Raw genomic sequence first — 18,955 nt, forward strand, 5'->3', positions numbered from 1 at the left:
CCCTAGTGCCGATGCCGCGTGGATGGAATCACCCTGTCATTCCGAGCGCAGCGAGGAATCTCGCGAAGGCGCCTGGATTCCTCGCTGCGCTCGGAATGACAGCGGAGATACATGATCGGCCTCCGCTCTAGGTCCAGAGCGCGCGGCGGACGGCGTCGGGCCAGGCCCTGGTGTCGAGGCCGTGATGGCGCAGCAGCGCCAGCGCGATGCGCTCCAGGCCGAAGCCGACGCAGGCGGTGTGCGCGGTCGAGCCGTCGGCGAGGCTCAGCCCGAAGGCGTGGCCGAGGTGGTCCTGGTGGTAGTTGAAGCTGACGCAGGCCGTGGGCTTCTCGGTGCTGGTGATCGGCACCAGGAGCTCGAACTTCAGCGCCTGGTCGCGTTGGTTGGCCGCCAGCATGCGCCCGGCGCGGCCGAAGAACGGATCGTTGGCGACGTCGATGTCGAGCGGCACGCCCATCGATTCCATGATGGCGCGGCCGCGCTTGAGCCAGCGCTCGCGGAACTCCAGCACCTGCGCCGGCGTGCCGATGCGCACATGCTCGCGCTGGCGGAAGAGCTGCAGGCGCGCCGGATCGAGCGAGGGCTCGTGGCGGAAGCACCAGGACTGCACGTCGAGCAGCACGCCCTCGGCCGGCAGCGGGCCGCGCCGGGCGACGATCGGGTAGCCGGGGTAGCAGGCGGCCGGGGTGAAGGCGAGGCCGGTGACCTTCTGGCCCCCGGTCCAGTCGGCGCCGCCGTCGAGCGCGGCGATCAGCGCGGCGTGCTCGCGATCGCCGCCGTCGAAGGAATGGATGGTGCCGGCAAGCTGCGGGAAGCTGCGCAGATAGCCGCTGCGCTCCAGCGTGCCGCGCGTCATGCCGGGCGGAAAACGCAGCACCTCGGGCCCGTCGCCCGCGCCGGTGCGGGTGATGAGCGCGCTGAAGCGCTCGACGATCTCCTCGAAGGCGCCGGACTGCGCGTACAGGCCGTCGACCTCGGTGGCGTGCAGCAGGCCGGCCGCGACCAGCTCGTTGCGGAACGCGATCTGCGCCTCGCTGCTCACGCGAACAGCTCCGGCTCGTCCTTCAGCGCCAGCAGCAGGCCGGCGCTGTTGGCGAGGATGCGGTCGTTGTTGATCATCACGGCGGCAGAATGCGCATCGCGCAGATGGCGCGCAACGCTGTAGGGCCCGTCGTTGCGGTAGCCGGCCAGGCCGCAGACCAGCAGCGCGTGGTTGATCACCTGCGTCGCCATCTGTGCCGAGCCGGTCTTGACGTTGTTCATCTCGACGGCGAAGGCCAGCGCCGTCAGCGTCTCGGCCTGCTCCATGGCGCGCTGGTAGTCGCGCGTCGCGGCGACGACGTTGGCGCGCATGAACTGCAGCAGGTTCACCGTCTCGGCCAGCCGCACCGCGCCCGACGGCGTGGTGCCCGGCTTGCGCCGCGCCTCGGCGCGGATGAAGGCGCGGGCGCGCGACACCGCGTCGGTGGCGATGCCGAGCCAGACGCCGGCCCAGGTCAGGTGCGTGGTCGGCAGCATGGTCTGCGCCGAGATCTCGGCATAGGGCGTCGGCAGCACCTGCGCGACCTCGCCCGACGCGCGCAGCACGAAGCCGTCGCTGCAGGTGCCGCGCATGCCCAGCGTGTCCCAGCCCGCGGTGCGCTCCAGCGTGTAGTCGGCCTTGAGCACGGCCACGATCGACTGGTCGGAGGCCGGCGCGTCCGGCGCGCGCCGCGCGGTCACCAGGATCGCGTCGGCATCGGCGCCGTAGGAAATGACGCTGGCGTTCTTCTCCAGGCGGAAGCGATCGCCGTCGCGCTCGACGGCGCAGACGCTGCTGCGCACGTCGCCGCCGACGCCGGCTTCCGTGGTCGCCGAGGCCAGCAGCAGCTGCTCGCCGGTCAGGCGCCGCAGCATCGTGCGGTGCCAGGCGCTCTCCTGTCCGTGGCGCACGATGCAGGCGACCTGGATCTGATGCATGGCGAAGATCATCGCCGTCGACGGGCAATGCTGGCCCAGCGCATGGCACAGCGCCACGATCTCGGCGATCGAGGCGCCCTCGCCGCCGAACTCGCGCGGCACCATCACGCCCAGCAGTCTGGCCTGCTTCAGGGCGTCGAAGGCCTCGCGCGGGAAGCGGGCATCGCGATCGACGCTGTCGGCGTGCCGCGCGGCGACCTCGGACCCTACCTGGCGGGCGCGCGCGAGCAGTGACGTCATGCCGCCTTCTTGCTGGCCAGCAGCTCCGTCACCGCGGCGCTGATGGCGTCGATGCTCTCGAAGGTGCGCCGCCGCAGCAGGCGGTCGGGAAACTCGACGTCGAAACGTTCCTCGAGGCCCAGCATCAGATTGACCGTGGCGTGCGAGGTCAGCCCCGCCGCGTAGAGATCATCGCCGTCCTTGAGTGATGTGGCATCCACCGGCAGCGTGCCGCCCTCGTTGAGGACAAGACGAATTTGGTGGCCGAGCTCGCTGGTGGTCACTTGCATTACCTCTGAAAATTAATTTCTGAATATCCCCTTAATGGGCTGATATTACTCAATTTACGTGCTGAGTGCAACGTCCATGCAGGCCCTCGTCAGACTGCTGACAGGATCGGGCGTCAGGTCGGCGGCACCGTGCCCGGCCGTGGATCGATCGGCAAGAGCAGGCTGAGCCCGCTCAGCTGCTCGAAAACCGCCGCCGTATGCAGCGCCAGCGCCTCCTGGCGGGCGGGCGCCACGATCTGCAGGCCGACCGGCCGGCCGAAGGCGTCGAAGCCGCAGGGCACCGAGACCGCCGGGCAGGAGGTCAGCGTGATGGCCGAGGTCAGCGCGCTGCCGGCGATGTAGTTGGTGAGCTTCACCCCGTCGATCACGTCGCGCGCCCTGAGCGTCACGTCCCAGGCCGGGGTGGCGGCGCCGGGCGTGACCAGCACGTCGTACCTGGTGAAGAACTCGGCGAAGCGGCGATAGAGCGCGGCGCGCTCGCGGTCGGCGCGGGCGAGCGCGCTGGGCGATTGCTGCAGGGCGCGCTCGGTGTTCCAGATGATGTCGGGCTTCAGCAGGTCGCGATGGGTCTGCAATTGCAGCTCGCGGTCGACCAGGAAGACCTGAGAGCGCAGCGCCAGGAACGTCTCGTCGACCGGACCGAGCTCGGGGAAGGCCTCCTCGACGATGCAGCCGGCCTGCTCGAAGCGGCGCACCTCGCGGGCGCAGATCTCGCGGGTCTCGCGGTCGACCGGCAGCGTGCCGCCGTAATTGGCGGTAAAGCCGATGCGCAGCTTGCGCGCCGGCGCCTTCACGGCCTCGGCGAACGGCACCGCCGGCGCGTCGAAGGTCAGCGGATCGAGCGGGCAATGACCCGCCATGGTGTCGAGGAACAGCGCCAGGTCGGGGATGTTGCGCGCCATCGGCCCCTGCACCGACATCGGCGAGAACAGGTTGTTGCTGGTGCCGCGCGTCACGCGGCCGGGCGAGGGGCGGATGCCGACGACCGAGCACAAGGTCGCCGGACCGCGCAGCGAGCCGCCATGGTCCGAACCCTGCGCCAGCCAGACCTCGCCGGTGGCCAGCGCCACGGCGCCGCCGCCGGTCGAGCCGCCGCAGGTCAGCGACGTGTTCCAGGGATTGAGCGTGCGGCCGAAGACCTCGTTGAAGGTGTTGCCGCCGGCGCCGAACTCCGGTGTGTTCGACTTGGCGATCACCACGCCGCCCTTGCGCTCGATGCGCTCGACCAGCGGGTGCGATCGCTCGGGCACGTGGTCCTTGAAGATCGGCGAGCCGTAGGTCGTGCGCACGCCCGAGACATCGGCGAGGTCCTTGATCGCCACCGGCAGGCCAGCGAGCCAGCCGGCCTCGCCTTCGGCGACGCGGCCGCGGCCGGCCATCAGCTTCTTGGCGTGATCGCGGGCGCGATCGAGGCACAGCGTCGGCAGCGCGTTCACGTCGCTCTCGACCTCGCCGATGCGCTGCTCGGCGGCATCGATCAGCTCGAGCGGCGAGACCTCGCCTTTCTTCAGCAGCCCCACCGCCTCGGTGGCGGACAATCGGACGAGATCGCTGGCCATCGCGAACACTCCCTGAACCCGGGTGTCATCGCGAGCGCAGCGAGGGATCTTTCGTCGGCGGAAAGATCCCTCGCTGCGCTCGGGATGACAGGTTTCATTCAACCCGCCTGCAATGCGCCCTAGCAAGACCTGATGTGGTCACGCGAGGTTCGCAATGCTAAGCCGGCGGGGAAACGCTACGGGGAATCGGAGACGTCCATGGCCATCTACAAGCTCGGCGAGCACGCGCCCAATATCCATCCCACCGCCTGGGTGGCGCCGGAGGCGACGGTGATCGGCAAGGTGACCCTGGCCGAGGGCGCCAGCGTCTGGCCGGGCGCCGTGCTGCGCGGCGACAACGAGCCGATCACCATCGGCAAGGGCAGCAACGTGCAGGAGAGCGCCATCCTGCACACCGATCCGGGCTGCCCGCTGATCGTCGGCGAGGACGTCACCATCGGCCACCAGGCGATGCTGCATGGCTGCATCGTGCACGACGGCGCGCTGATCGGCATCCAGGCGGTGGTGCTGAACAAGGCGGTGATCGGCGCGCGCAGCCTGGTGGGCGCCGGCGCCGTGGTCACCGAAGGCAAGGAGTTTCCGGGCGGCGTGCTGATTCTCGGCGCTCCGGCCAAGGTGGCGCGCGAGCTTTCCGAGGACAACGCCAACCGCCTGCGCATGAGCGCGCTGAGCTACGCCAAGCGCCAGGTGCAGTTCAGGGAGACGATGGTGCGGATCGGCTGAGGTCTTTCATTCTCCCTCTCCCCGCCTGCGGGGAGAGGGTCGGGGTGAGGGGTAGATTCAGGTTGCGCACGGCAGTCGTGCGTCACATGCCACAGCCCCTCACCCCAACCCTCTCCCCGCAGGCGGGGAGAGGGAGTTAAGAGGCTTCCTTCAAGCTTCCCACCGCCTGCCGCACGATCGGATCGAGGCCGACGCCGCCGGACTCGTAGTGCACGACGATGGCCTTGCGCATCCGCGGATCCCAGAACTTGCGCAGATGCGTGGCGACGCTTTGCGCGGCCTGCGCCTCGCCCTCGTGGGCGAAGAACTTGCCAATCTGGTTGGCCATGTAGATCAGCTTGTCAGGCGACATCGGCGATGGGTCCCCTGGCGATGCGACCGGCATGGCTGAAGATTTCGAAGCCGTCCTCGCGCGCCACGGCGATCAGGGTGATGCCCGCCGCTTCGGCGGCGCGCACCGCCAGCGCCGTGGGCACTGACACCGCCACGACGACGGGCGCGCCGATCGCGGCGGCCTTCTGCACCATCTCGATCGAGACTCGGCTGGTCAGCAGCAGCAGGCCATTGTCGGGCGACAGCGATTGCCGGGCCAGCGCGCCGGCCAGCTTGTCGACGGCGTTGTGGCGCCCGACATCCTCGCGCAAGGCGACGAGGCCGGCTTCCGGCTCCCAATAGGCCGCGCCATGCACCGCGCGGGTCTGGCGGTTGATCGTCTGCGCCGAGGGCAGGGCGGCGATGGCGCGTCGCACATCGTCGGCCGAAAGCCGCAGCCCGCTGCTCACGACACGCGGCGGCCGCATCGCCTCGGCGAGGCTGTCCATGCCGCACAGGCCGCAACCGGTGGGCCCGGCGAGGTGGCGCCTGCGATCGTGGAACGCCGCGCCGCGATCCTCGCCGATCCACATGCGCAGCTCGATGCCGTCGCGGCCAGGCAGGACCGCGAGCTCCTCGATCTCCCGCGGCCGCTCGACGATGCCCTCGGTCAGGCTGAAGCCGACGGCGAAATCCTCAAGGTCGGCCGGCGTCGCCATCATCACCGCGTGCGTCGTGCGATTGTAGGTGAGCGCGACCGCGGTCTCCTCGGGCAAGACGCGCATGCCCGAGGACGGCTCGCCGCCGGCCCAGGCTGCGCGCGCCACGCGTTGCACCGGCGGCGGCACGTCGTCGGTCATTCGGCCGCGTCCACCGGTGCGATGCGGCGCGAGCGATCGGTGAGCGCGCGGTAGTCCTCCTGCCACTCGGTCGGCCCGTTCGAGGGCACGCACTGCACCGCGGTGACCTTGTACTCGGGGCAGTTGGTCGCCCAGTCCGAGTATTCCGTGGTGACGACGTTGGTCTGCGTGTCGGGGTGATGGAAGGTCGTGTAGACCACGCCGGGCGCGACGCGGTCGGTGACCAGCGCGCGCAGGCTGGTGGCGCCGACGCGGCTTTGCAGCTTGATCCAGTCGCCGTCGCGAATGCCGCGCTGCTCGGCGTCGTGCGGATGGATCTCGAGCCGGTCCTCGGCGTGCCACACCATGTTGGCGGTGCGCCGGGTCTGGGCGCCGACATTGTACTGGCTGAGGATGCGGCCGGTCGTCAGCAGCAGCGGGAAGCGCGGACCGGTGCGCTCGTCGGTCGGCACGTACTCGGTGACCATGAAGCGGCCCTTGCCGCGCACGAAGCCGTCGCGATGCATGACCGGCGTGCCTTCCGGCGCCTGCTCGTTGCACGGCCACTGGATCGAGCCCAGCTCGTCGAGCCTGGCGAACGACACGCCGGCGAAGCTCGGGGTGAGCGCGGCGATCTCGTCCATGATCTGCGCGGGATGATCGTAGTGGAATGGCAGGCCCATCGCCTGGGCCAGCCGCAAGGTGACCTCCCAGTCGGCCAGCCCGTTGCGCGGCGTCATCACCTTGCGCACGCGCTGGATGCGCCGCTCGGCGTTGGTGAAGGTGCCGTCCTTCTCGAGGAAGGTCGAGCCCGGCAGGAAGACATGGGCGTAGTTCGCGGTCTCGTTGAGGAAGAGATCGTGCACCACCACGCATTCCATCGCCGCGAGGCCGTCGGCGACGTGCTGGGTGTCGGGGTCGGACTGCAGGATGTCCTCGCCCTGGATGTAGATGCCCTTGAACGAGCCGTCGACCGCCGCATCGAGCATGTTGGGGATGCGCAGGCCGGGTTCCTTCTCGAGCGGCACGTTCCACAGCGTCTCGAACATCGCGCGCGTGGCGTCGCCCGAGATGTGGCGATAGCCGCTGAGCTCGTGCGGGAAGGAGCCCATGTCGCACGAGCCCTGGACGTTGTTCTGGCCGCGCAGCGGATTCACGCCGACGCCGGGCCGGCCGATATTGCCGGTGGCCATGGCGAGATTGGCCAGCGCCATGACCGCGGTCGAGCCCTGGCTGTGCTCGGTGACGCCCAGCCCGTAGTAGATCGCGCCGTTGCCGCCGGTGGCGTAGAGCCGCGCGGCGCCGCGGATGGTCTCGGCCGGCACGCCGGAGATCTCCGCCACCGCCTCCGGGCTGTTGCGCGGCTCGGCGATGAAGGCGGCCCAGCGCTGGTATTCGTCCCAGTCGCAGCGCTCGCGCACGAAGGCTTCGTCGGCGAGGCCCTCGGTGACGATGACATGCGCCAGCGCATCGAGGATCGCCACGTTGGTGCCGGGCCGCAGCGGCAGGTGATACGCCGCCTCGACATGCGGCATGCGCACGAGGTCGATGCGGCGGGGATCGATGACGATCAGCCTGGCGCCCTGGCGCATCCGCTTCTTCAGGCGGGAGGCGAAGACCGGGTGGCCGTCGGTCGGGTTGGCGCCCAGCACGATCATGACGTCGGCGTGCTCGACCGAGTCGAAATCCTGCGTGCCGGCCGAGGTGCCGAAGGTGGTCGACAGGCCGTAGCCGGTCGGCGCGTGGCAGACGCGGGCGCAGGTATCGACGTTGTTGTTGCCGAAGCCGGCGCGCACCAGCTTCTGCACCAGGAAGGTCTCCTCGTTGGTGCAGCGCGAGGAGGTGATGCCGCCGATCGCGCCGCGGCCGTATGTGCCCTGGATGCGCTTGAACTCCGAGGCGGTGTGGGCGAGCGCCTCGTCCCACGACACCTCGCGCCATGGATCGGTGGTGCGCGCGCGGATCATCGGATTGAGCATGCGCTCCTTGTGCGTGGCGTAGCCCCAGGCGAAGCGTCCCTTGACGCAGGAATGGCCGCGATTGGCCTTGCCGTCCTTGAACGGCACCATGCGCACGACCTCCTCGCCGCGCATCTCCGCCTTGAACGAGCAGCCGACGCCGCAATAGGCGCAGGTGGTGACGACGGAGTGCTCGGGCTGGCCGGTGTCGATGACCGACTTCTCCATCAGGGTCGCGGTCGGGCAGGCCTGCACGCAGGCGCCGCAGGACACGCATTCGGAGTCGAGAAACTGCTCGTCGAGTCCGGCGGCGACCTTGGAGGCGAAGCCGCGGCCCTGGATGGTCAGCGCGAAGGTGCCCTGGACCTCCTCGCAGGCGCGCACGCAGCGCGAGCAGACGATGCATTTCGACGGATCGAAGGTGAAATAGGGGTTCGACTCGTCCTTGACCGCGTCGAGATGGTTCTCGCCGGCATAGCCGTAGCGCACCTCGCGCAGGCCGACGGCGCCGGCCATGTCCTGCAGCTCGCAGTCTCCGTTCGCCGCGCAGGTCAGGCAGTCGAGCGGATGATCGGAGATGTAGAGCTCCATCACGCCGCGCCGGAGCTTCTTAAGCCGCTCGGTCTGGGTCGAGACGCGCAGGCCCGATGCGACCGGCGTCGTGCACGAGGCCGGCGTGCCGGCGCGGCCCTCGATCTCGACCAGGCACAGCCGGCAGGAGCCGAATGGTTCGACGGAGTCGGTGGCGCAGAGCCTGGGCACCTTGATGCCGGCCTCCATCGCCGCGCGCATGATGGAGCTGCCCTCGGGAACGGTGACCTCGAAGCCGTCGATGCTGAGCGTGACGGACTTCTCCGTTCGGGCGGGTGGGGTTCCGTAGTCTGTTTCCTTGATCAGGGACATGACCGTGGCCTCAAGCCGGAACGGCGCCTGTTCGGGCGCCGAAATCCTCGGGGAAATGTCGCAGCGCGCTCATCACCGGGAAGGGCGTGAAACCGCCCAGGGCGCAGAGCGAGCCGAACTTCAGGGTGCCGCAGAGATCCTCGAGCAGCGCGAGGTTGGCCTCGCGCTTCTCGCCGCGCACGATGCGGTCGATGACCTCGACGCCGCGCGTCGAGCCGATGCGGCAGGGCGTGCACTTGCCGCAGGATTCGATGGCGCAGAACTCCATCGCGAAGCGCGCCTGGTGCGCCATGTCGACGGTGTCGTCGAACACCACGATGCCGCCATGGCCGATCAGCCCGTCGCGCGCGGTGAAGGCCTCGTAGTCGAACGGCGTGTCGAACAGCGCGCGCGGGAAATAGGCGCCTAGCGGGCCACCGACCTGTACCGCGCGCACCGGCCGGCCGCTCGCCGTGCCGCCGCCGATGTCGTCGACCAGCTCGCCCAGCGTCACGCCAAAGCCGGTCTCGAACAGGCCGCCGTGGCGCACATTGCCGGCGAGCTGGATCGGCATGGTGCCGCGCGAGCGGCCGATGCCGAAGTCGCGATAGAAATCGGCGCCCTCGGCGAGGATCGTCGGCACCGCGGCCAGCGACAGCACGTTGTTGACCACGGTCGGCCGGCCGAACAGGCCGCGATGCGCCGGCAGCGGCGGCTTGGCGCGCACCATGCCGCGCTTGCCCTCGAGGGAGTCGAGCAGCGCCGTCTCCTCGCCGCAGACATAGGCGCCGGCGCCGACGCGGATCTCGATGTCGAAGGCATGGCCCGAGCCGGCGACATTGGCGCCCAGGCAGCCGTCGCGTCGCGCCATCGCCAGCGCCGCCTCCATGGTGGCGATGGCGTGCGGGTATTCGGAGCGGATGTAGAGGAAGCCCTTGGCGGCGCCGACGGCGATGGCGGCGATGGTCATGCCCTCGATCAGGCAGAACGGATCGCCTTCCATGATCATGCGATCGGCGTAGGTGCCGGAATCGCCCTCGTCGGCGTTGCAGACGATGTACTTGGGCTGGCCGACGGCCTCGCGCGTGGTACGCCACTTGATGCCGGTGGGGAAGCCGGCGCCGCCGCGGCCGCGCAGGCCGGACTGCACCACCGCCTCGACGATCGCCGCCGGGCCGATGCTCAGCGCGCGTTCGAGACCGCGATAGCCGCCGGCGGCGCGGTACTCAGAGAGCGACAGCGGATCGATGATGCCGCAGCGCGCGAAGGTCAGCCGCGTCTGGCGCTTGAGGAACGGGATCGCCTCCGGCGGTCCCAGCCTCAACCTGTGCGGCCCGCCGCCGGCGACGATGGCGTCGAGCAGCGCCTCGGCGTCCGACGCCTCGACCGGCCCGTAGGCGACGCGACCCTCGGGCGTCGCGAGCTCCAGCATCGGCTCGAGCCAGAACAGGCCGCGCGATCCGGTGCGGACGATCTCCAGGGTCACGCCGCGCCGCCGGGCGGCCTCGCCCAGCGCCTGGGCGACCTCGTCGGCGCCGACCGCCAGGGCGGCGACGTCGCGCGGCAGATAGACAAGCGCGCTCACGACGCCACCTCGTCGAGCAGCCGGTCGAGGCGGCCGGCGTCGAGGCGGCCCAGCGGGCGACCGTCGAGCAGGGCGGCGGGGCCGCTGGCGCACAATCCGAGGCAGAACACCGGCTCCAGGGTGACGCTGCCGTCGGCCGTCGTCCCGCCCCAGGAGACACCCAGTCGTGATTGTCCGTGCGCCGCCAGCCGCTCGCCGCCCAGCGACTGGCAGGCCTCGGCGCGGCACAGCTTCAGCACATGCCGGCCGGCCGGCTCACGCCGGAAGTCGTGGTAGAAGCTGACGATGCCGTGCACTTCGGCGCGCGTCAGGTTGAGCGCGTCGGCGACCAGCACGACGGCCTCCTCGGAGATGAAACCGAATTCGCGCTGCAGCGCCTGCAGGATGACCAAGGTCGGACCGTCGTCGGTCCGGTGGGTCTCGATGATCTGCCGCGCGCGCGCTTCTTGCCAGGCGGGCATTGGCCGCGCTCCCAGTCACGCTGCCGTTACGCCCATCAGATTGGCGCCGATCGTGCAGCGATCAAGAAAGCAGTTCGGTTGCCCGATAGAATATGTCTATCGAACCGCCGATTTCAATTGGCGGCGAGGCCCTCGGCCGCCGCCAGCCGCCGTGCCTCGGCCACCAGGGCGGCGGTCAGCGGGGTCTTCGGCTCGTGATCCGGGACGATCAGGCCGATCACCGGGTCGGGGCCGTCACCGGCAATGGGAACGGCCCGGATCGTCTCGGTCAGGCCCAGGGTCTCGGCGACCTTGGCCGGCATGACGCTGGACCAGCGGCCGGTTCGCACATGCGAGACCAGCACCATCATGGAATTCGATTCCAGGGTCGGGGCCGGCTCGCCGCCGGCTTCGCGCAGCAGGCGGTCGATGATGCGGCGGTTCTGCATGTCGGGCGTCAGCAGGCAGAGCGGCGTCCGCCCGACCTCGCCCCAGCTGACCTGCTTGCGGTCGGCCAGCGGGCTCTCCGAGGTCGTCAGCAGCAGATACTGCTCGCGATAGAGCGGCACGGTCTGCACGCGGCCGACCGGCTCGTTGTTGAGGTAGCTGATGCCGGCGTCGATCTCGAGGTTCTCGAGGAGCGAGAGGATCTCGATCGAGGTGCGCGACAGCACGGTGAACGACACGTTGGGATGGCGCGCGCGATAGGGCGTGGTCAGCGAGGCGACCATGGCGAGCGCCGAAGGGATCGCGGCGATGCGGATGTGGCCGGCGAGGCCCTCCTTCAGCGAGCGCATCTCCGAGCGCATGGCGCGCGCGTCGCTGACGATGCGCCGCGCCCATTCCAGCACGCGCTCACCTTCCGGCGTGAAGCTGTGGAAGCGCGAGCCGCGCTGCACCAGCAGGACGCCCAGCGTCTCCTCGAGCTGCTTGATCGCCGCCGAGAAGGTCGGCTGCGTCACGCCGCTGGCCTCCGCGGCGCGGCCGAAATGCCGCTCGCGCGCGAGCGCGATCAGGTATTCCAGCTTGTCGATCATGGTCGGATCGCCGCCGGCCGCTTGTCGGCCCAGGGCCGCGCCTGCTCGAACAGCGCCGCGGCGCGCAGCACGTCGAGATCGTGGCCCCAGCGTCCGACGATCTGCAGGCCGGTGGGCAGCCCGTCGCCGGCGAAGCCCGAGGGCACCGAGATCGCCGGGTGGCCGGTGAGGTTGAAGGGATACTGGTAGGCGGTCCAGCTCTGGCGCGTGATGCCGCAGGGCTGGTTCTCGATGATCACCTGCTGCGTGGCATCGAAGCTGGCATCGAGCGCGGTGCGCGCCGTGGTCGGCGAGACCAGGAAGTCGTAACGCGCCAGCAGCTTCTGCACGCGCTGGAACAGGCCGGTGCGCGCGTACTCGGCGTTGCGCAGGTCGTGCATCGAGAAGCCTTCGCCCCAATCGGCGAACTGCACCATCGAGGGGTCCATCTTCGCGCGCCATTGCGCCATGCGCGGCTTCATGCGCGCGGCGATGCCGGTCTGGTAGAGCACGCGGCCCTCGTGCTCGATCCAGTCGATCGCCTCGCTCACCGGCTCGATCTCGGCGCCCAGCGCCTCCAGTGCCTTCAGCGACGCCTCGGTGTTGGCGCGCACCTCGCGGTCGAGAAGCTTGTTGGCCATCTTCTCGATATAGCCGAAGCGCACGCCGGTCAGCTTCTGGCCCTGCAGCAGCGGCGACACCGGCTTCAGCGCCGCGTTGAGCGACCACGGATCGCGCGGGTCGGGACCGACGATGGTGGCGAACATCAGCGCCGCGTCGCCCACCGTGCGCGTCATCGGCCCGGCGAAGGAGTTGTTGGCGAAGACGTCGCTGGCCGTCTCCATCGGCACGACGCCCAGGGTCGGCTTGAGCCCGACGATGCCGCAGGTCGCCGCCGGGCCGCGGATCGAGCCGGCGCCGTCGGTGCCGATCGCCAGCGGTCCGAGTCCCGATGCGATCGCCGCCGCCGCGCCGCCGGAGGATCCGCCGGACGTGCGATCGAGCCCCCAGGGATTGCGCGTGATGCCCTGCAGCGGGCTGTCGGTGAGGCCCTTGTGGCCGAACTCCGGCGTCGTCGTCTTGCCGATCAGGATGGCGCCGGCCGCGCGCAGCCGCGCCGGCGTCACGCCGTCGGCCGAAGCGACATGGTCGGCGAAGATGTGCGAGCCGTGCGTGGTGCGCACGCCCTGCACGTCGATCAGGTCCTTGATGCTGACCGGCAGGCCGTGCAGCGGACCCAGCGGCGCGCCCTCGCGCACCGCGACCTCGGCCTTGCGCGCGGTCTCGCGTGCTTCCTCGGCCATGATGGTGACGAATGCGTTGATCCTGGGCTGGCTGCGGGTGATCGCGCCCAGCACGGCCTCGACGTATTCGACGGGCGAGAGCCTGCCGCGGCGGATCAGGCTGGCCGCCTCGACCGCCGGCATGAACAACAGGTCCTCGCTCATCGCCTCTCCCCCTATACTGCCGACGACCATGCGCGATATCGAGATCTACGTCGACGGCGACGCCTGCCCGGTGAAGGCCGAAATCTACCGCGTCGCGGCCCGCTACGGGCTGAAGGTCTTCGTCGTCGCCAACAGCTTCTTCATGGTGCCGCCGGATCCGAGGATCGAACGGGTCGTCGTCGAGGGCAACTTCGATGCGGCCGACGACTGGATCGCCACCCGCGTGCAGCCCGGCGACATCGTGATCACGGCCGACATCCCGCTGGCCGACCGCTGCCTGAAGGCCGGCGCGGCGGTGATCGGCAATACCGGCGTGCCGTTCACCGCGGATTCCATCGGCATGGCGCTGGCCAGCCGGGCGCTGATGTCGGATCTGCGCGCCATGGGCGAAGTGACGGGCGGCCCGAAGCCGAAGGCCGGTCGCGACAAGTCGCGGTTCCTCTCGGCGCTGGACGAGACCATCGTGCGGCTGCGCCGGGCGCGCAGGACAGCCCGTCGTTGACCGCCACCGCGCCGGTTGTTACCGCTTGGGACGCAAGAACAACGCGAGGGGACACCCATGAGGCTGCATACGTCGATCGGGCCGAATCCGGCGGTCGTGACCATGTTCATGAAGGAGAAGGGCATCGAGCTGCCGCTGGTGCAGGTCGACATCCGCGCCGGCGAGAACCGCAAGGAGCCCTACCTCAAGGTCAACCCGTCCGGCCAGAGCCCGGCGCTGGAGCTCGACGACGGCACGGTGATCAGCGAGATCACGGCGATCTGCGAGTACCTCGACGACGTCAACAAGAGCTCGCCCTCGTTGATCGGCAACACGCCGCAGGAGCGGGCGGTGACGCACATGTGGGTGCGCCGCGTCGACCTCAACATCCTCGAGCCTATGGCCAACGGCTTCCGCTACTCGGATGGCCTGAAGATGTTCGAGAGCCGCATGCGCTGCCTGCCCGAGGCGGCGGCCGGGCTGAAGGCCTGCGCCCAGGACAAGCTGAAATGGCTCGACGGGCTGATGGAGGGCAAGACCTGGATCGCCGGCGACCGCTTCACGCTCGCCGACATCATGCTCTTCGTCTTCGTCAACTTCTTCGCCAAGATCAACCAACCGATCGATCCTTCGCTGAAGAACATCGTCGCCTGGAACGAGCGCGTGAAGGCCCGGCCGAGCGCGGCGTGATGTCCGCTTCCCCCTACCTTCCCCCGGAGGGGGAAGGTGCCGAAGGCGGATGGGGGATGTCGAAGACGGACAACGATGTCGTTGAGGTATCCCCCATCCGTCAGCGCTTCGCGCTGCCACCTTCCCCCTCCGGGGGAAGGTAATCTGTCATGCCCCTGATCCGCATCAACCACCGCATCGCCATCGACGAGTCCGAGATCGTCGAGAGCTTCGTGCGCGCGTCGGGTCCGGGCGGGCAGAACGTCAACAAGGTGTCGACGGCGGTCGAGCTGCGCTTCGACGTGCGCAACTCGCCGTCATTGCCCGACGCGGTGAAGGCGCGGCTGGAGCAACTGGCCGGAAGACGTCTGACGCGCGAGGGCGTGCTGGTGATCGAGGCGCAGCGCTACCGCACGCAGGTTCGCAATCGCGAGGATGGCCTCGAGCGCCTGGTCGAGCTGATCCGCGAAGCGGCCGCGCCGCCGCCACCGCCGCGCCGGCCGACCAAGCCGACCCGCGCGTCGAAGGAGCGGCGGCTGGCGTCGAAGGAACGCCGCGGCCGCGTCAAGGCCCTGCGCCAGTCGCGGCCGACGGACTGACGATGCCATCCAACGACATCTACGGCGTGCTGGGCGTGAAGCGGCGCATCAATGCCGCCGGCGCGCTCACCCGGCTGGGCGGCGCGCTGATGGCGCCGGAGGTCGTCACGGCGATGGCCGAGGCGGCGCGCTCCTCGGTCGATATCGCCGAATTGCAATCCGCCGCCAGCGAACAGATTGCCGGGATCACCGGCGCCGAGGCCGGCATGATCACCACGGGCGCAGCGGCGGCGCTGACGCTCGCCGCCGCCGCCAGCATGACGCGCTGGGACGTGGCCAAGATGGCGGCGCTGCCGCACGCCGAGGAGTTCAGGCACGAGATCATCCTGCCGCGCACGCATCGCACCGGCTACGCGCACGCGCTGACGGCATCGGGCGCGCGGCTGGTCGATATCGGCCACAACGACCGCGGCACCGGCGCCGGCGTGCGCGGGCTGGAGGCGTGGGAGATCGAGGCGGCGATCACGCCGCGCACAGCGGCCTTCGCCTTCGCCGTCAATCCGCAGAGCATCGCCGACCTGCCGCTGGTCGCCTCGGTCTGCCGGCCGCGCGACATCCCGGTGATCGTCGATGGCGCCGCCCAGCTGCCGCCCAAGAGCAATCTTCGCCGCTTCATCGAGCTGGGCGCCGACCTCGTCGCCTTCTCCGGCGGCAAGGCGATCGGCGGCCCGCAGGCGTCGGGCATTCTCGCCGGTCGGCGCGATCTGGTCGGCGCCGCGCTGGTGCAGCAGCTCGACATGGACTTGGCGCCGCAGACCTGGTCGCCGCCCGACCTGATCGATCGCGCGGCGATGAACGGCGTGCCGCATCACGGCATCGGCCGCGGCTTCAAGGCCGGCAAGGAGGAGATCGTCGGCCTGCTGGTGGCGCTCAGGCGCTTCGTCGAGGCCGACGATGGCGCGACCAACGCGGCGCTGGAATCGCGCCTGCGCATCATCGCCGGCTTCCTCGACGACAGCGCCACTCTTGTTCCGGCCGCGATCACCGGCCGCGCGCCGATCCTGGAGATCGCCTGCAAGGACGCGCTCGCCGTCAGCCGCGCCTTGCTGGCCGACGATCCGCCGGTTCACGTCTCCGAACGCAAGGCGGCGCAGAACATCCTGATCGTCGACCCACAGGCGCTGGCGCCCGACGACGATCCCGCACTCGCCGCCGCGCTGCGACGAGTGTTGTCATCCTGAGCGAAGCGAAGGATCCAGCGGTCGTGCAAGCCGCACCACCGCGAGGTTCTTCGCTTCGCTCAGAACGACAGGACGAGCATACTCGTTGCGCCATTTCAGCCTGAAGGCCATGCGCAGGCGCTGGCGCCCGACGACGATCCCGCACTCGCCGCCGCGTTGCGACGCGCCCTGTCATCCTGAGCTGTCGGCCCGGTCGCACTTGGATTTCCCTTCCCCCGGAGGGGGAAGGTGCCCGCAGGGCGGAAGGGGGATGTCGAAGACGGACTCCCGCGTTCGTCTTCGACATCCCCCATCCGGCGCTGCGCGCCACCTTCCCCCTCCGGGGGAAGGTAGAAATCCGCCATATGCGATCGAACCGCGGGGTGGGCATACTCGCCGCACAAGTTCCAGCTCGAAGGCCGGCCTCTCATGCGTCTGTTCTCCGCCACGCTCGCCACCGAGACCAACACCTTCTCGCCGATGCCGACCAGTCTCGACGGCTATCGCGAGAGCGTCTTCCTGCGGCCGGGCGAGCATCCTGACGATGCGCCGCGCATGTGCACCGCGCCGCTATTCGTGGCGCGCCGCCGCGCCGCCGCCGAAGGCTTCACCCTGATCGAGGGCAGCTGCTTCGCCGCCAGCCCGGCCGGCACGACCAACCGCGCCGACTACGAACTCATGCGTGACGAGATTCTCGACCAGCTGAAGGCGGCGATGCCGGTCGACGGCGTGCTGCTGGGCCTGCACGGCGCGATGGTGGCGCATGGCTACGACGACGTCGAAGGCGACATCCTGGAGAAGGTGCGCGCCATCGTCGGGCCCAAGGTGGTGATCGGCGTCGAGCTCGACCCGCACTGCCACCTCACCCTCAAGCGGCTGTCTCTCGCCGACATCATCATCTGCTACAAGGAATTCCCGCACACCGACGTGGTCGAGCGCGCCGAGGAGGTGCTGACCCTGGTGCTGCGCACCCTGCGCGGCGAGATCAAGCCCGTGATGTCGGTCTACGATTGCCGGCAGATCCAGAGCTATCCCACGACCCTGCCGCTGATGCGCGCCTTCGTCGACCGGCTGTTCGCGATGGAGGGCAAGGACGGCGTGCTGTCGCTGTCGGTGGCGCACTGCTTCCCCTACGGCGACGTGCCGGAGATCGGCACGCGCATGCTGGTGATCACCGACGGCGACAAGCAGAAGGCCGACACGCTGGCGGCGAAGCTCGGCGAGGAGCTGGTCTCGCTGCGCGGCAAGACCATGCCGCAATATCTCGACGTCGCCGGCGGCGTGGCCGAGGGCCGCGCCTTCAACGACCTGCCGGTGGTGATGGCCGATCCCGCCGACAATGCCGGCGGCGGCGCGCCGTCGGACAACACCACCATCCTGCGCCATCTGATCGAGCAGAAGGTCGAGAGCGCCGCCCTGGGGCCGATCTGGGATCCGATCGCGGTGCGGCTGTGCTTCGACGCCGGGTTGAACGCGACCTTCCCGCTGCGCTTCGGCGGCAAGATCGGCGTCACCTCGGGCCAGCCGATCGACGCCGAGGTCACGGTGACGGCGCTGGTGCGCGACGCGTGGCAGAGCTTCGGTCCCACGCGCGTGCCGCTGGGCGATTGCGCCGCGATCCGCATCAGCGGCGTCGAGGTGGTGCTGATCTCCAACCGCACGCAGGCGCTGGGGCTGGAGCTGTTCACCAATCTCGGCATCGATCCGACGCGACGCAAGCTGGTGGTCGTGAAGTCGACCAACCACTTCATGGGCGCCTACGGACCGATCGCGAAGAAGGTGATCTACATCGAATCCGACGCGCCGCTCAGCCGCGACTTCCGCAAGATCCCGTACACCAGGATCAACCGGCCGATCTATCCGCTGGATGCGGAGACCAAGCCGGGGCTGATCTTCTGATGCGCGTTCTTTCTCCCTCTCCCCGCTCGCGGGGAGAGGGAATGGGCTGCTCTAGCGTGATGCGGTTCTAGTCTCGATGCGCGGGCCATCGAGCCCCGCGACCTCGCGCAGCAGCTTGGCGCGGATCGATTGCGCGAAGGCGCGGCGGCCGTCGGCGACCATGACGAAGGCGCCGGGGCCGCCGATCACGTCGCGCTCGTAGTGGCCGATGAGGCCCTGGCCGCGCGGGCCGCTCCTGCTCTCGTCGACGATCACCAGCGCGTTGACGGTGATGGCAGCGGCGACAGCGGCATCGCGCGCCTCGTGTGCCGGCCTTCTTCCGCGCATGTCCGGCCCATCGCCCGAGACATCGATCACCCGGCGCGTCGCCTGGTGCGGTGCGGCGGCGATCAGGCGGATGGAATGCTCGACGGCGTCGCCGATGGCGTTATAGGTCTGATGCGAGCGCGGCGCGTCGATCAGCGCCCTGGCCAGCGCGTCGGCCGAGGCGCGGTCGCGCACGAGCATCCACGGCACCACGGTGGCCGCGCCCATCGGCGAGCCCCACTCGACGACGGCGATGGCGGTGGCGCGATGCTCGCCGTCGGTCATGGCCTCGACGATGCGCGGATCGCTGATCGCCTCGGCATAGCCGCGGCGCTGCAGCTCGAATTCGCCCTGGTCGATGCTGCCGGAGGCGTCCATGCACAGCACCAGCAGCAGGTCGACATTCGCCGCCCGCGCCGCGCGCGGCAACAGGAACGCCAGCGGCAGCGCGGCGAGGCCGCGGCGCAACATTGCTTTACCTTCCCCCGGAGGGGGAAGGTGGCGCGCGCCAGCGCGACGGATGGGGGATGTCGAAGACGGACTCCTGCGTTCGGCTTCGACATCCCCCTTCCGCCCTTCGGGCACCTTCCCCCTCCGGGGGAAGGTAGAAG

Annotated in this window: 18 protein-coding genes; 6 read left to right on the forward strand and 12 right to left on the reverse strand. The window is 69.7% G+C overall.

What is annotated here, in order from left to right; translation table 11 throughout:
* Positions 1–127: 127 nt before the first annotated feature.
* The 4 genes from KF889_23060 to KF889_23075 form a co-directional block, all read right to left on the reverse strand.
* A complete protein-coding gene (locus KF889_23060; protein ID MBX3502332.1) occupies positions 128–1,042 on the reverse strand; it encodes an amino acid--[acyl-carrier-protein] ligase in 915 nt (304 codons plus the stop codon).
* Positions 1,039–2,199, reverse strand: coding sequence for an acyl-CoA/acyl-ACP dehydrogenase (locus tag KF889_23065; GenBank protein ID MBX3502333.1), 1,161 nt, complete (start codon positions 2,197–2,199; stop codon positions 1,039–1,041). Before KF889_23065 ends, KF889_23060 begins: the two co-directional genes overlap by 4 nt.
* Complete coding sequence (locus KF889_23070) at positions 2,196–2,468, reverse strand: acyl carrier protein (protein MBX3502334.1); 273 nt, start codon at positions 2,466–2,468, stop codon at positions 2,196–2,198. The genes KF889_23065 and KF889_23070 overlap by 4 nt, the downstream gene beginning before the upstream one ends.
* 113 nt (positions 2,469–2,581) lie before the next feature.
* Positions 2,582–4,027: an amidase gene (locus KF889_23075; protein MBX3502335.1), complete on the reverse strand. Its 1,446-nt coding sequence runs from the start codon at positions 4,025–4,027 to the stop codon at positions 2,582–2,584.
* Between the two features lie 198 nt (positions 4,028–4,225).
* Between KF889_23075 and KF889_23080 the strand changes: the two genes are divergently transcribed.
* A complete protein-coding gene (locus tag KF889_23080; GenBank protein MBX3502336.1) occupies positions 4,226–4,750 on the forward strand; it encodes a gamma carbonic anhydrase family protein in 525 nt (174 codons plus the stop codon).
* 136 nt (positions 4,751–4,886) lie between these two features.
* Here KF889_23080 and KF889_23085 read toward each other — a convergent pair whose 3' ends face one another.
* The 7 genes from KF889_23085 to KF889_23115 all read right to left on the reverse strand — a co-directional run bounded on the left by KF889_23085 (position 4,887) and on the right by KF889_23115 (position 13,230).
* The gene (locus KF889_23085) at positions 4,887–5,102 is read right to left on the reverse strand and encodes a formate dehydrogenase subunit delta (GenBank protein ID MBX3502337.1); all 216 of its coding nucleotides are present in this window, start codon (positions 5,100–5,102) and stop codon (positions 4,887–4,889) included.
* A complete protein-coding gene (fdhD, locus tag KF889_23090) occupies positions 5,092–5,922 on the reverse strand; it encodes a formate dehydrogenase accessory sulfurtransferase FdhD (protein MBX3502338.1) in 831 nt (276 codons plus the stop codon). The genes KF889_23085 and fdhD overlap by 11 nt, the downstream gene beginning before the upstream one ends.
* Positions 5,919–8,762: a formate dehydrogenase subunit alpha gene (fdhF, locus tag KF889_23095; protein ID MBX3502339.1), complete on the reverse strand. Its 2,844-nt coding sequence runs from the start codon at positions 8,760–8,762 to the stop codon at positions 5,919–5,921. The genes fdhD and fdhF overlap by 4 nt, the downstream gene beginning before the upstream one ends.
* A gap of 10 nt (positions 8,763–8,772) precedes the next feature.
* The gene (locus KF889_23100) at positions 8,773–10,326 is read right to left on the reverse strand and encodes an NADH-quinone oxidoreductase subunit NuoF (protein MBX3502340.1); all 1,554 of its coding nucleotides are present in this window, start codon (positions 10,324–10,326) and stop codon (positions 8,773–8,775) included.
* Positions 10,323–10,787: a formate dehydrogenase subunit gamma gene (locus KF889_23105; protein ID MBX3502341.1), complete on the reverse strand. Its 465-nt coding sequence runs from the start codon at positions 10,785–10,787 to the stop codon at positions 10,323–10,325. The genes KF889_23100 and KF889_23105 overlap by 4 nt, the downstream gene beginning before the upstream one ends.
* A 113-nt stretch (positions 10,788–10,900) precedes the next feature.
* Positions 10,901–11,803, reverse strand: coding sequence for a LysR family transcriptional regulator (locus tag KF889_23110; protein ID MBX3502342.1), 903 nt, complete (start codon positions 11,801–11,803; stop codon positions 10,901–10,903).
* Positions 11,800–13,230, reverse strand: coding sequence for an amidase (locus KF889_23115; protein MBX3502343.1), 1,431 nt, complete (start codon positions 13,228–13,230; stop codon positions 11,800–11,802). Before KF889_23115 ends, KF889_23110 begins: the two co-directional genes overlap by 4 nt.
* Here KF889_23115 and KF889_23120 point away from each other — a divergent pair.
* The 5 genes from KF889_23120 to KF889_23140 all read left to right on the forward strand — a co-directional run bounded on the left by KF889_23120 (position 13,208) and on the right by KF889_23140 (position 18,038).
* Positions 13,208–13,732 carry a YaiI/YqxD family protein gene (locus KF889_23120; GenBank protein ID MBX3502344.1) on the forward strand — a complete coding sequence of 175 codons (525 nt, stop codon included), beginning with the start codon at positions 13,208–13,210 and terminating at the stop codon, positions 13,730–13,732. The two genes, KF889_23115 and KF889_23120, sit on opposite strands and share 23 nt — an antisense overlap.
* A 57-nt stretch (positions 13,733–13,789) precedes the next feature.
* Positions 13,790–14,401, forward strand: a complete 612-nt coding sequence (locus KF889_23125; protein ID MBX3502345.1) for a glutathione S-transferase family protein — start codon at positions 13,790–13,792, stop codon at positions 14,399–14,401.
* 155 nt (positions 14,402–14,556) lie between these two features.
* On the forward strand, positions 14,557–14,979 hold the full coding sequence (gene arfB, locus KF889_23130) for an aminoacyl-tRNA hydrolase (protein MBX3502346.1): 423 nt from the start codon (positions 14,557–14,559) through the stop codon (positions 14,977–14,979).
* 2 nt (positions 14,980–14,981) lie between these two features.
* A complete protein-coding gene (locus KF889_23135) occupies positions 14,982–16,160 on the forward strand; it encodes an aminotransferase class V-fold PLP-dependent enzyme (protein MBX3502347.1) in 1,179 nt (392 codons plus the stop codon).
* A gap of 408 nt (positions 16,161–16,568) precedes the next feature.
* Entirely contained in the window at positions 16,569–18,038 is a 1,470-nt protein-coding gene (locus KF889_23140) for a M81 family metallopeptidase (protein MBX3502348.1), read from the forward strand.
* Positions 18,039–18,089: 51 nt separating this feature from the next.
* On the opposite strand, the gene KF889_23145 is transcribed toward KF889_23140, so the two are convergent.
* Positions 18,090–18,815, reverse strand: coding sequence for a DUF1194 domain-containing protein (locus KF889_23145; GenBank protein ID MBX3502349.1), 726 nt, complete (start codon positions 18,813–18,815; stop codon positions 18,090–18,092).
* Positions 18,816–18,955 lie beyond the last annotated feature (140 nt).

The sequence above is a fragment of the Alphaproteobacteria bacterium genome, assembly GCA_019635875.1.
GTDB lineage: Bacteria > Pseudomonadota > Alphaproteobacteria > Reyranellales > Reyranellaceae > JAFAZJ01.

Coding starts and splice junctions, on each gene's coding strand:
- KF889_23135 (MBX3502347.1), top strand. CDS start 14,982: ATGCCATCCAACGACATCTACGGCGTGCTGGGCGTGAAGCGGCGCATC.
- KF889_23075 (MBX3502335.1), bottom strand. CDS start 4,027: ATGGCCAGCGATCTCGTCCGATTGTCCGCCACCGAGGCGGTGGGGCTG.
- fdhD (MBX3502338.1), bottom strand. CDS start 5,922: ATGACCGACGACGTGCCGCCGCCGGTGCAACGCGTGGCGCGCGCAGCC.
- KF889_23120 (MBX3502344.1), top strand. CDS start 13,208: ATGAACAACAGGTCCTCGCTCATCGCCTCTCCCCCTATACTGCCGACG.
- KF889_23125 (MBX3502345.1), top strand. CDS start 13,790: ATGAGGCTGCATACGTCGATCGGGCCGAATCCGGCGGTCGTGACCATG.
- KF889_23085 (MBX3502337.1), bottom strand. CDS start 5,102: ATGTCGCCTGACAAGCTGATCTACATGGCCAACCAGATTGGCAAGTTC.
- KF889_23115 (MBX3502343.1), bottom strand. CDS start 13,230: ATGAGCGAGGACCTGTTGTTCATGCCGGCGGTCGAGGCGGCCAGCCTG.
- KF889_23140 (MBX3502348.1), top strand. CDS start 16,569: ATGCGTCTGTTCTCCGCCACGCTCGCCACCGAGACCAACACCTTCTCG.
- KF889_23080 (MBX3502336.1), top strand. CDS start 4,226: ATGGCCATCTACAAGCTCGGCGAGCACGCGCCCAATATCCATCCCACC.
- KF889_23065 (MBX3502333.1), bottom strand. CDS start 2,199: ATGACGTCACTGCTCGCGCGCGCCCGCCAGGTAGGGTCCGAGGTCGCC.
- KF889_23145 (MBX3502349.1), bottom strand. CDS start 18,815: ATGTTGCGCCGCGGCCTCGCCGCGCTGCCGCTGGCGTTCCTGTTGCCG.
- fdhF (MBX3502339.1), bottom strand. CDS start 8,762: ATGTCCCTGATCAAGGAAACAGACTACGGAACCCCACCCGCCCGAACG.
- KF889_23110 (MBX3502342.1), bottom strand. CDS start 11,803: ATGATCGACAAGCTGGAATACCTGATCGCGCTCGCGCGCGAGCGGCAT.
- KF889_23105 (MBX3502341.1), bottom strand. CDS start 10,787: ATGCCCGCCTGGCAAGAAGCGCGCGCGCGGCAGATCATCGAGACCCAC.
- KF889_23070 (MBX3502334.1), bottom strand. CDS start 2,468: ATGCAAGTGACCACCAGCGAGCTCGGCCACCAAATTCGTCTTGTCCTC.